A 12,251-nucleotide genomic window follows, 5' to 3' on the forward strand; every position below is an offset into this window, starting at 1 on the left:
GATTTTGTTAGCCAGCACAAGGTCAGGCTGTGAGCCTGTATCACACTATTCAGAGCCGCCTCTGAGTTCCGGCAAAAAGATTACAGATAATAGATATTACACTGATAAACTATTACTCTTTGACCAGGTTTGTAACAGGGAAGGTTCCTTCTGATGGATGTGCTCAAGTTTCTCCTGCGTTTACCTTTTACAGTGATTAAAGCGCTGTGCTGGCTGCTGTCTCGTATGTTCTTTGTGCTGGGACTGCTGCTGCGTCCGCTGCTGGGTGAGGTTCGCTGGCGCGCCCCACGCTGGGTTGCGCCGCTGAAAACGGGCTTTGCCCGGCTTGAGCAGGGAGTCGATCGCCATCCCCGGATTATTGCCCTGAGCGTCCTGCTGCTGGCGGCAGCAGGAGTTGCCGGTGTTTATGGCTGGCACTGGTGGCAGAACCGCCCGAAACCAATTGATGTCGCCCCGTTGGCGATCCAGCAGAGTAAGGCGCAGGTAGTGAACCCTGCTGCGGTTGACTACAGCGTAGCAAAACCTGCCGTGCAGCAGCTGACCCTGAGATTCAACCAGTCCGTTGCCCCGGTGACTCTGGTGGGCAAACCTGTCACGTCTGGTATCAGCCTCAAGCCTGCGCTTGCCGGTGAGTGGCAGTGGCAAAATGCCTGGACGCTGCTCTTTACCCCGCAGCAACCGCTGCCAATGGGCGCAAACTATGAAGCCACTCTTGAGCCTGATGTGCTGCTGGCTCCGCAGATTCGCCTTGAACAGACCCGTTACACCTTCAATGTACCTGCTTTCGACTACCAGATCGGTAGCAGTGAGTATTATCAGGATCCGCAGGATCGTAGCCAGCAAAGCGCTATTTTCAATATCACGTTTAACGCCCCGGCCGATGTGCAGAGCGTGGAAAAACAGCTGACGCTGGGCCTGAGCACGGCACAGGGGCAGCCAGAACAGCCGCTGAAATTCAGCGTGACCTGGGATGAGAAAAAACTTAATGCCTGGGTGCGTTCCACCGCTATCAAACCGATGGATCAGGGCGGCGCGGTGCATTTACAGGTTAACAGCGGCGTTAAATCCTCCCGTCCCGGCAATCAGGTAACGCGTAAAAGTGACAGCTGGGTAAAAGTACCAAATCTCTATAGCCTGAGCCTGAGCGATATCAGCGCCGAAGTGGTGGATAAACCAGGCAGCCAGGGAGAGCGGGCATTGATCGTTGGTTTCAGCGATGCAGTACGCGACCGGGATGTTGGCAGCGCAGTAAAAGCCTGGCTACTGCCAGCGCAGGATCCAAGGCGTCCGGCCAGCGAGCAGTCCGAAGACGAGTTTACCGTCTGGGATCAGGATAATATTGACCAGAGCGTGATCGCCAGTTCACCGTCAGTGCCCTTAAGCCTCAACGATGCCGAAGAGAACTGGCAACCGCAGTTCAGCTTCCGCTTTGATGCCCCGGCGCAACGTTATTTGCTGGTGTCAATTGATCGCACAATGACTTCTGCTGGCGGTTATAAAATGCCGGAGAAACAGTGGCGCGTGGTTCAGGTACCGGACTATCCGAAACTGTTGCAGTTTGCTGCCCAGGGGGCGTTGCTGTCGGTCAACGGAGATAAACGCATCAGCGTGGCAGCACGTAACGTGCCAGGGCTGCGTGTGGATATCAAACGCGTGATCCCAGGCCAGTTGCAGCATATCGTTTCATTTAAAAGCCGGCAGTTCGCCTCCGCCGATTTTAATCGTCTGAATGATGAGTACTTTACCGAGCGCTTCCGCTATCAGACCGCGGTAAATAATGAAAAACCGGGCGAAGTCAGCTATCAGGGCATCGACCTGTCACGCTATCTCTCAACGCGCCCTGATTCCCATCGTGGCGTATTCCTGTTGACGCTCTCTGAATGGTCGCCGAAGCAGAAAGAGACTGCGCCAGCGGAAGAGGAATATCAGGAAGAGGAAGGGCAGCAGGAGGTCATTGGTGATTCACGCTTCGTGGTGGTCACCGATCTGGGAATTATTGCTAAACGTTCGCAGGATAAAACCCGTGACCTGTTTGTGCAGTCGATCGCCAGCGGCCAGCCCGTAGCGGGTGCGCAGGTATCTGTGGTGGCGAAGAACGGTGAGAAACTGCTGACCCGTCAGACCGCCAGCGACGGTCACGTTAGCTTCCCGTCGCTGGAGGTATATACCAACGAACGCGAGCCGGTGATGTTCCTGGTTGAAAAAGAGGGTGACGTTTCATTCCTGCCGACCGGGCGTGATAACGATCGCGGCCTCGATTTCTCGCGCTTTGACGTCTACGGCGAAACCACGCCGGACGACACCCGTACCCTCGGAAGCTACCTGTTCTCCGATCGCGGCGTCTATCGCCCGGGTGACACCTTCCATATCGGCCTGATCACCCGTGCTGCCGACTGGTCAGTGCCGGTGGGAGGGATTCCGGTACGTGCCGAAATACGCGACCCGCGCGATAAACTGATGCGTACCGTACCGCTGACCCTCAGCGCCAGCGGTTTTAACGAATTGAGTTTCACTACGGAAGAGAGCTCTCCAACCGGCGAATGGAATATCTACCTCTACCTGCCAGGGAAAGATGATGACTCCACCCGGTTGCTTGGCAGCACCGCAGTTAACGTCAAAGAGTTCGAGCCGGATCAGCTCAAAGTCAGACTTACGCTGACGCCAGACCGCCAGCAGGGCTGGGTTAAACCTGATGCGTTGCGGGCGAATATTGACGTGCAGAATCTGTTTGGCACCCCAGCGCAGGGGCGGCGCGTAGCGTCTAAAATGACGCTGCGACCGGTTTATCCGGCATTCGATCGCTATGCTGACTACGCCTTCTATGAAGCGCGCTCGGCCAGCGACGGTTACGAAACTGAGCTTGAAGACAGCACCACTGATGATAAAGGTGCCGCGGCGATTAAACTGGATCTGAGCGGTTTTGGCGAGTCAACCTACCAGCTGCAATTACTGTCAGAAGCCTTTGTCGCTGGTGGCGGACGCTCAGTGGCCGCTACTGCCCGTACTCTCGTCTCGCCGTATGACTATCTTATTGGTGTAAAAGCCGATGGTGAGCTGGGCTACATTCATCAGAATGCACAGCGCAATATCAATATTATCGCCATTGACCCATCGCTGGATACTATTGCGCTTAACGGCCTGAAACTGCACCTGCTGGAGCAGAAATACCTGTCAGTGCTGACGCGCCAGGAGTCCGGTGTCTATAAATATCAGTCGAAATTGAAAGAGATCCCGGTGTCTGATGCCGCGCTCGATCTGCCAGCCGCTGGCCATACGCTGGCGCTGGCCACTGATAAACCCGGCGACTATGTGCTGGTGGTGGAAAATGCCAAAGGTGAAGTGCTTAATCGCATCTCCTATAGCGTGACCGGTGAAGCTAACCTCACCCGTTCACTCGATCGCAATGCGGAACTGAAGCTCAAGCTCAACAGCGACAAGTATCAGCCAGGCAGTGAAATCGAAGTAGCCATCAACGCGCCATATACCGGTAGCGGTCTGATTACTATCGAAAAAGATCGCGTATACAGCTGGCAGTGGTTCCACACCACCACCACCAACTCAGTGCAGAAGATCCGCATTCCGGCTGGTCTTGAAGGCAATGCCTATATCAACGTGCAGTTCGTGCGGGATATTAACTCCGATGAGATCTTTATGAGCCCCCTAAGCTATGGGGTGATGCCGTTTAAGATCAGTAACGATGCGCGGAAAAATACGCTGAAGCTTGACGTGCCTGAGGTTATTAAACCGGGCGAAGATCTGACCATCAATGTCACGACCGATGGTCCGCAGCAGGTGGCGCTATTTGCCGTGGATGAAGGGATCCTCCAGGTCGCGCGCTATCGCCTGACCGATCCGCTGGACTACTTCTTCCGTAAGCGTGAACTGAACGTGGAAAGCTCACAGATCCTCGACCTGATCCTGCCTGAGTTCAGCAAGCTGATGTCACTGACCTCTGCACCAGGCGGTGACGGAGGCGAAGGGCTGGATCTGCATCTCAACCCGTTTAAACGTAAACGTGACAAACCGGTGGCTTACTGGTCGGGGATTACCGAAGTTAATGGCCAGGCGCAGTTCACTTATCCGGTGCCGGACTACTTCAACGGTAAAATTCGCGTGATGGCGATCTCGGTAACGCCGGAGAAAATCGGTAAAGCACAAACGGAAACCACCGTGCGTGACAACTTTATTCTGACGCCAAATGTGCCATCGATGGTGGCTCCGGGGGATGAATTTGACGTCAGCGTGGGCGTCAGCAATAACCTCGAAGGGCAGGGCGAAGGCAAACTTCCGGTGGCGATCAAGGTAACACCACCGCCGCAGCTGGACGTGGTTGGCCCGGCTGAACAGTCGCTTGAGTTAGCGGCTAAACATGAGGGCGTGGTCAGCTTCCGTCTGCGTGCAAAAGCTGAACTGGGCGATGCGCCGCTGGTCTTCAGCGCGCACTACAGTGATAAAACCAGCCGCCGGACAATCAGTACTTCGGTACGCCCGGCGATGCCGTTCCGGATACAGACCGTAATGGGGCGCATGAGCGGTAAGCAGCAACAGGTGGATAACCTGCGCCAGATGTTTGGTGCCTATGCACAGCGCCAGGCTGCGGTCTCTAACTCGCCGCTGGTATTGACCAGCGGGCTGGCAAGCTACCTGGCTAACTACCCGTATTACTGTTCGGAACAGATTGTCAGCCAGTCAATTCCGCTGCTGCTGCAAAGCGAGCATCCGGAACTGCGTAGCGGTCTTGATGCCGATAAAGTACGTCAGCAGCTGAAAGGTATCCTTGATGTACTGCGTTCGCGCCAGAATGGTGATGGGGCCATCGGGCTGTGGATGGCCTCTCCGCAGGCCGATCCGTTTGTCACGCCGTATGTAGTGCAGTATCTGCTGGAGGCGAAAGCTGCCGGTTATCCGCTGCCCGCCGGAATGCTGGACGATGCTAACGTTGCGCTGCGTACGCTGGCGGCCAGCGGCTATGATGATCTCTACCGCCTGCGCCTGCGTGCCTGGGCTGTCTATCTGCTGACGCGCCAGGGGGAGATCACCACCAATGCGCTGGCCTCGGTGCAGGAGACGCTGAAAAAACGCTACCCTGACAGCTGGCAGACTGACCTCAGTACGCTTTATCTGGCCTCATCGTGGCGCTTACTCAAGGCGGATGATGAAGCAGAGCGGTTGATGCAACCAGGCTGGCAGGCGCTCAACAAGGCATACGATAAGAGCTGGTGGACGCAGAACTATTACGATCCGCTGGTACAGGATGCGACCCGGCTCTATCTGATTACTCGTCACTTCCCGGAAAAAGTCTCAGCTATTCCGCCGCAGCTGCTGGAAAATATGGTGATGTCGCTGCGTGAAGAGCGTTACACCACCTTCTCTGCGGCCATGAGTATTCTGGCGCTGGAAAGTTACTCGGAGCAGGTGGCGCAGCAAAACGATCCACAGGCGCTGACCATCAGCCAGCTGGGGCGTGAGAATAAAGTTCCGCAGCTGATATCTGCGCTACAGGGGCGATTTGCTCAGGGTAGTTTCAGTGCGGATACCGCAGCGGTACAGTTCCATAACGCCGGAAAATCGCCAGCGTGGTACGTGGTGACACAGGCAGGTTACGATCTGGCCGCACCAGATAAGGCAATCAGCCGTGGGCTGGAGATCAGCCGCGACTACACTGATGCCGCAGGTAAAGAGATCGACAAAGTCACACTGGGTCAGACAATCAACGTTCATCTGAAAATCCGTGCTAACTCAAAGGCAGCGCTGAGTAATCTGGCGATCGTAGATCTGCTACCAGGCGGTTTTGAGGTGGTGCAGCAGACGCCTCCGCCGCCAGAAACAGACGATGAGCAGCAGGATGCGTCAGCAGCAGGCTGGCAGTCGCCGCTGGCTGCCAGCGGGTCAACCTGGGCACCGGACTTTAGCGATATCCGTGAAGACAGAGTGATCATCTACGGCAGCGCCAGTACGGAATTGCAGGAGTTTGTTTATCAGATTAAAGCAACCAATACCGGCAGTTTCGTTATTCCTCCGGCCTATGGTGAAGCAATGTATGACCGTGAAATCCAGGCGATGTCAGCCAGCGCCGGGAAACTCACGGTGGTTCCTGCTGAGTAATTCACCGCAGGAACGCGTGGCATAATGAAACGGCTGCTGCAAAATATGGCCGTGGCGCTGGGATTACTGGCGCTGCTGCTGGCGGGCTTTCGCCTGTGGCCGCACGCGCCGCTATCCCAGGGTGTGCCGCTCTCAACGGCCTGGTATGACCGGCACGGTACGCTGCTGCGGCTGTCGCTTGCCAGTGATGACCGCTATCGTCAGTGGACGCCGCTGGAGGCGATCTCACCGCTGGCGGTAGACGGCCTGTTGCTGCATGAAGACCGCTGGTTTTATTTCAACCCCGGCGTTAATCCCCTGAGCCTGGTGCGCGGTTTTTGGCGCAGCTATGTGCTGGGAGGCAACAAGCAGGGCGGTTCCACTATCACCATGCAGCTGGCCCGTATGATGTGGCAGCTCAACACCCGTTCCCCGGGTGGAAAGGTGATTCAGGTGCTGCGTGCCGTTCAGCTGGAACTCAGCTACTCCAAGCACGATATCCTGGAAGCCTATCTTAACTACGCCCCTTACGGGCGTAACATCGAAAGCATTGGCGCAGCCAGCCTGATCTACTTTGCGAAGCCGCCCTCACAGCTGACGCTGGCAGAAGCGCTGACGCTGGCGGTGCTGCCTCAGTCACCCAGCCTGCGCATCAATCCGCGCAGCGGCGAGGTCAGCCCGCCGCTGATGCAGGCACGTAATCGTCTGTTCCGTCGCTGGCAGCAGCATTACGCCACCGATCCCGGTCAACAGGCACTGTTTCAGCTGCCGCTGGCCTTACGCCAGCCGCAGGATTTACCCTTCACCGCGCCGCATTTTATTGAACAGTTGCAGGCCGGTGAACGTTTGCCCCGGGTCGATACCACGCTGGATGCCAGCCTGCAACGGCTGGTGGAGCGACAGGTAACCGCATTTATTCGCCGCAACCAGAGCCGGGGTATTCACAACACATCGGTGCTGCTGGTGGACACCCGCGATATGGGCATACGTGCAATGGTGGGATCAGCCGACTATTACAACCGACAGATTCACGGGCAGGTTAATGGCACCTTAGCTAAACGCTCGCCGGGGTCGGCGCTGAAACCATTTATCTATGCGCTGGGTATGGAGCAGGGTGTGTTGCACCCGATGACCGTCCTGAAAGATGTACCGTACTCTTTCGGCAGCTATGCGCCAGAAAACTTTGACCGCCGTTTTCTTGGCCCGGTTACCGCCACCGATGCGCTGAATTTCAGCCGCAATATTCCGGCGGTAGCAATTGCATCCAGGCTGCGTCAGCCAGGCTTCTGGCAGTTTTTACAGCTGGCGGGTATCAGCGGCATGGCCAGCGAAAAACATTACGGACTTTCTCTGGTACTCGGCGGGGGAGAAGTCACGGCACAGGAGCTGGCAAAGCTCTACGCAATGCTGGCAAACCGTGGCGAACTGCGCGCGCTGCGTATGCGCGAGCGTGAACCACTGCCGCCCGCTTTCCGCCTGCTAAGTGAAGAGGCCAGCTTTATGACGCTGGATATTCTGCGCCAGCACCGCCGCCCTGGTGATACGCTGGCGCAGCGTCCTTCATCGCTGCCGGTGTACTGGAAAACCGGCACCTCCTGGGGATTTCGTGATGCGTGGAGCGTGGGCATTTTCGGCCCCTACGTGCTGGTGGTCTGGCAGGGTAATTTTAACGGGCAGGGTAATAACGCCTTTGTTGGCGTAGAGGCTGCCGCCCCGCTGTTTTTCAATATCGTCGACAGCGTGATCGCCAGCTACCCGGGGTTGAGCGAACCTAAACATCGTTTCCCTTCACATCTGAAACGCGTGGAAATCTGTCTGCCCAGCGGTGACCTGCCGACACAGTGGTGCCAGCAGCGCGGCAAAAGCTGGTTTATCCCCGGAAAGTCGCCGATTAAAGTCGATACTGTTTACCGGCCATTGCGCATTGATAATCAGAGCGGGCAGCCGGTATGTGCACCCTGGGATGCTCAAACGACGCATATAGAGGTATTCGAATACTGGCCCTCAGACCTGGCTAATGTCTTTATGCAGGCAGGGTTACCTAAGCGCCAGCCACCGCCTGTTACCTGCCAGCAGGGCGCAACAGGCGGAGATGCGCCGCGTATCACTTCGCCGCTAAAACAGACCACTTACCAGCTGCGTCAGTCGCAAAAAGGGCGGGATAATATCAGCTTCAGTGCCGTAACTGACGCTGACAGCACCACCGTTTACTGGTTTGTTGATGATGTTTATCTGGGGAGCAGCGCCAGTAAAACGCCCCTCGACTGGCGACCATCCCGCCCCGGGAAATACCGCATTCGGGCAGTGGACGATCGCGGCCGCGCCGATAGCCGTGTGATTAATGTTGCGTTAATTAACTAATTTCAGACGGATCCCAAGGCGCTTTTATAGTCATCATTCGCCAGCCTGCGTAAAATAGCCGCAGGTGGGGGAGAAATGGCGCGATGAGGATCGAATTTTTCAATAAATTATTGAATCTTCGGTATGCATCTCTCGCTATGCCCCCTATAATCTGCGGCCATTTTCCCGGCCGGGAACCGTTTTCGCGGCTAAACTCGAAAGATAATACAGGGGTCAACAATGACTATTGAGCGTACATTTTCCATCGTAAAACCAAACGCTGTAGCAAAGAATGTTATCGGTGCCATCTTTAACCGTTTTGAAAGCGCTGGCTTCAAAATTGTTGGTACCAAAATGCTGCACCTGAGCAAAGAGCAGGCTGAAGGTTTCTACGCGGAACACCAGGGTAAACCTTTCTTTGATGGCCTGGTAGAATTCATGACTTCTGGCCCGGTTGTTGTTTCTGTGCTGGAAGGCGAAAATGCCGTGCAGCGTCACCGTGACCTGATGGGCGCAACTAACCCGGCGAACGCGCTGGCAGGTACTCTGCGTGCTGACTACGCTGACAGCTTCACCGAGAACGCGACCCACGGTTCTGATTCTGCTGAATCTGCTGCCCGTGAAATCGCATACTTCTTCGGTGAAGGCGAAATCTGCCCGCGCACCCGTTAATTCGGCTGCTGACGCAGAGGGTTTACAAAAAAAGCGCGTTTGCTGCTTTAACCCTGCTGAAGTCATGAGTACAATAATGCGCCCCTGACATTATGTTCAGGGGCGTTTCTATTTTATTCACTCCAAAACCAGTGCCATAACGTGTAACAACGAGGCCAGAGAATATTATGTCAGAACTTATTGTGACTCCGTCGTCCGCATCTCCTGCAATCGTTACCCCTAAAAAAGACAAAATCAATCTGCTTGATCTTAACCGTCAGCAGATGCGTGAGTTTTTTGCCAGCCTGGGCGAAAAACCTTTTCGTGCCGACCAGGTAATGAAATGGATCTATCACTATTGCTGTGATGATTTCGATGAGATGACCGACATTAACAAGGTCTTCCGCAACAAGCTAAAAGAGCTGGCTGAGATCCGCGCACCGGAGGTGGCTGAAGAACAACGCTCCTCAGATGGCACCATCAAATGGGCTATTCAGGTGGGTGGGCAGCAGGTAGAAACGGTCTATATTCCGGAAAAAGATCGCGCCACCCTGTGCGTCTCTTCCCAGGTGGGCTGTGCGCTGGAATGCAAATTCTGTTCAACAGCGCAGCAGGGCTTTAACCGCAATCTGCGCGTATCAGAAATTATTGGTCAGGTATGGCGTGCGGCGAAAATCATCGGTGCAGCCAAAGTCACCGGCCAGCGCCCTATCACCAACGTGGTGATGATGGGGATGGGGGAGCCGCTGCTCAACCTGACCAATGTGGTTCCGGCCATGGAAATCATGCTGGATGATTTTGGTTTTGGCCTGTCCAAACGCCGCGTAACACTCTCCACTTCTGGTGTTGTTCCGGCACTGGATAAGCTGGGCGATATGATCGATGTGGCGCTGGCGATTTCTCTGCATGCGCCAAATGACACAATTCGTGACGAAATTGTGCCGGTTAACAAAAAGTACAATATTGAGACCTTCCTGGCATCGGTCAGCCGCTATATCAGCAAGTCCAATGCTAACCAGGGGCGCGTAACCATTGAGTATGTGATGCTCGATCACGTCAACGACAGCACCGATAATGCCCATGAGCTGGCTGCGTTGTTGAAAAATACGCCATGTAAAATTAACCTGATCCCGTGGAACCCCTTCCCGGGGGCACCTTATGGTCGCAGTTCGAACAGTCGTATCGATCGCTTCTCTAAAGTGTTGATGGATTATGGTTTTACTACTATTGTGCGTAAAACCCGTGGTGATGATATTGATGCCGCCTGCGGTCAGTTAGCGGGTGACGTTATTGACCGCACCAAGCGTACTCTTAAAAAGAAAATGGCGGGTGAAGCCATATCTGTGAAGACGCTCTGAAACCAGGCTTTTTCCTGCGTAGTTCCGTGTTGCACCTGAGCATATTGGCGTACCATAAGTCGCTGATGGAGACAGGAGGAAACAGGGATGCAGGCAGGGATAGTCGCGTTGTTACTCGTGGTATTGCTGGCGGGGTGCCAAACTTCGCCGCCGCCGGATGCACTGGTTGAAACCCGGATTCAGTTGGGAATGGCCTGGCTGTCGCGCGGCAACAATGATGCTGCGCGCAGAAATTTACAGCGTGCGATTCACCTCGCACCAGGCGATTATCGTACCCAACTGGCAATGGCCCGCTATCAGCAGCAGATGGGCGACAACAGTATGGCGGAGCAACATTATCGTCGAGCCCTGAAATTAGCAGCGCAAAACGGCTATGTGCTTAATAATTACGGTGCGTTTCTCTGCGGTTTAGGGCAGTATGATGCGGCACAACGGCACTTCCGCAGGGCCATGGATGATTCAGCAAATGGGCTTCGTGCCGATAGTGTTGAAAACTCCGGTTACTGTTATTTGAATGCCGGCCAGTATGATGAGGCGCGTAAAGCGCTGAAGGACGCGGTGCAAACCGATGCAACCAAAGGAATGCCAATGCTGGCAGAAGCCGAAAGGCGATTTGGAAAGGGGAGCCGTGCAGATTCACGCCTTCTGTTAGATGTTTATCAACACAACTTTCCTGTTTCGGCAGAAAGCCTGTGGTTAGAGATTCGCTTCGCCGCGCAGGCAAATCAGCCTGATGATGTTCGTTATTATGGGGCACAGCTTGCGCAAGTTTTTCCACAATCGATACAGTACCAGCATTTTTTAGCTAATGAATACTGAAGCCACTCAAGAAAAATCTAACGTAAATTCAACAGGCGAGCGCCTGCGCGGTGCCCGTGAGCTTATGGGCCTGACTCAGCAGAATGTTGCTGAACGCCTCTGCCTGAAACTTTCCACTGTTCGTGATATTGAAGAGGATAAGTCGCCTGCCGATCTGGCATCGACCTTCCTGCGTGGCTATATCCGTTCTTACGCGCGCCTGGTTCGCGTGCCGGAAGAAGAGCTGCTGCCGATGATGGCCAAACAGGCCCCGGTCAGAGCCGCGAAAGTAGAACCGATGCAGAGTTTCTCCCTCGGTAAACGCCGCAAAAAACGCGACGGCTGGTTGATGATTTTCACCTGGCTGGTGTTGTTTGTTGTGGTGGGACTGACGGGAGCCTGGTGGTGGCAGAATCATAAAGCCGCTCAGGATGATCTGGTGACTATGGCAGATCAAAACGCGACGTCTGAAGGGGATAACAGCCAGTCGATCCCATTGACCGATAGTAATGCCAGCACCGGCATTGATACCGGTGGGCAGATGGCAGCACCGTCAGATACCACGCCGCCAGCAGATTCTGCGAACACCAGCAGTACGCCTGCTGTTGCCGCACCATCTGCCACGGCGCAGTCATCTGCGGCAAACACTCAGGCTGATAATTCTCAGCCTGCGGTGGTTTCACCAAGCCAGGCACCGGTTGATACCGGTGCCAGTGGTCAGTTGCCTACCAGCAGCGCTGGCGTCAGCCAGCCTGCTGTTGACCCGAACGCTGTAGTAATGAATTTTTCCAGCGATTGCTGGCTGGAAGTGACCGATGCAACAGGTAAGAAACTGTTCAGCGGTATTCAACGCAGCGGTGGTAAACTCAGCCTTGCCGGCACTGCGCCCTATCGTTTGAAGATTGGTGCTCCGGCCGCAGTACAGATTGAATATCAGGGTAAACCTGTCGATCTGAGTCGTTTTATCCGTACTAACCAGGTTGCTCGCCTGACCATCGGTGCGCAATAACGCATCTTTTT

The 12,251-nt window shown here is 55.0% G+C and carries 6 protein-coding genes; all 6 read left to right on the forward strand.

Features of this window, described 5'->3' with window-relative positions; genetic code table 11:
• The first annotated feature begins 153 nt into the window (after nt 1–153).
• The 6 genes from GN242_RS05205 (at nt 154) to rodZ (ending at nt 12,240) form a co-directional block, all read left to right on the forward strand.
• Nucleotides 154–6,105: an alpha-2-macroglobulin family protein gene (locus GN242_RS05205; protein ID WP_156287000.1), complete on the forward strand. Its 5,952-nt coding sequence runs from the start codon at nt 154–156 to the stop codon at nt 6,103–6,105.
• A 24-nt stretch (nt 6,106–6,129) separates the two neighbouring features.
• Nucleotides 6,130–8,445 carry a penicillin-binding protein 1C gene (pbpC, locus tag GN242_RS05210; RefSeq protein ID WP_156287001.1) on the forward strand — a complete coding sequence of 772 codons (2,316 nt, stop codon included), beginning with the start codon at nt 6,130–6,132 and terminating at the stop codon, nt 8,443–8,445.
• 219 nt (nt 8,446–8,664) lie between these two features.
• A complete protein-coding gene (gene ndk, locus GN242_RS05215) occupies nt 8,665–9,096 on the forward strand; it encodes a nucleoside-diphosphate kinase (RefSeq protein WP_154753795.1) in 432 nt (143 codons plus the stop codon).
• A gap of 167 nt (nt 9,097–9,263) precedes the next feature.
• Nucleotides 9,264–10,433, forward strand: a complete 1,170-nt coding sequence (rlmN, locus tag GN242_RS05220) for a dual-specificity RNA methyltransferase RlmN (protein ID WP_154753796.1) — start codon at nt 9,264–9,266, stop codon at nt 10,431–10,433.
• Between the two features lie 87 nt (nt 10,434–10,520).
• Nucleotides 10,521–11,252 carry a type IV pilus biogenesis/stability protein PilW gene (pilW, locus tag GN242_RS05225; RefSeq protein WP_156287002.1) on the forward strand — a complete coding sequence of 244 codons (732 nt, stop codon included), beginning with the start codon at nt 10,521–10,523 and terminating at the stop codon, nt 11,250–11,252.
• Entirely contained in the window at nt 11,242–12,240 is a 999-nt protein-coding gene (rodZ, locus tag GN242_RS05230) for a cytoskeleton protein RodZ (RefSeq protein WP_154753798.1), read from the forward strand. Before pilW ends, rodZ begins: the two co-directional genes overlap by 11 nt.
• Nucleotides 12,241–12,251 lie beyond the last annotated feature (11 nt).

Source organism: Erwinia sorbitola (assembly GCF_009738185.1).
GTDB classification, from domain to species: domain Bacteria; phylum Pseudomonadota; class Gammaproteobacteria; order Enterobacterales; family Enterobacteriaceae; genus Erwinia; species Erwinia sorbitola.